Source organism: Mammaliicoccus sciuri, assembly GCF_002901825.1.
In the GTDB taxonomy this organism is placed as follows: domain Bacteria; phylum Bacillota; class Bacilli; order Staphylococcales; family Staphylococcaceae; genus Mammaliicoccus; species Mammaliicoccus sciuri.
Genome location: NZ_PPQD01000022.1, coordinates 1,500 through 1,789 on the forward strand (window position 1 = coordinate 1,500; position 290 = coordinate 1,789).

1 protein-coding gene is annotated in these 290 nt (G+C 23.8%); it reads right to left on the minus strand.

Translation table 11 applies throughout. The features are described 5' to 3' along the window. On the minus strand, nt 1–135 hold a 135-nt coding region (locus CD035_RS14260), incomplete at its 3' end, for a YSIRK-type signal peptide-containing protein (RefSeq protein ID WP_414739583.1). Nucleotides 136–290 lie beyond the last annotated feature (155 nt).

The window sequence follows — 290 nt, forward strand, 5'->3', positions numbered from 1 at the left end:
ATGAATATTACCAATTTCACTAGCTTTAACTTCTTGACTAGTTAGTGTAGTAAAAATTGTAATACCCAATAATATTGAACCAGTTCCCATTGTAAGTTTTCTTATTGAAAATGTCTGCTTTCTATCCCTTTTCATTCAATACCTCTTTCTATTTTCGTCATTTTATTGCACAAAATATTATATAATCTTTTTAAGTGTATGTATACACTTTTTTCGAATTATTAAAATAAAAATTTTATTTAATAATAGTTTATAAGAATCATTTCTGCACTGAATTTATCATGTAATTC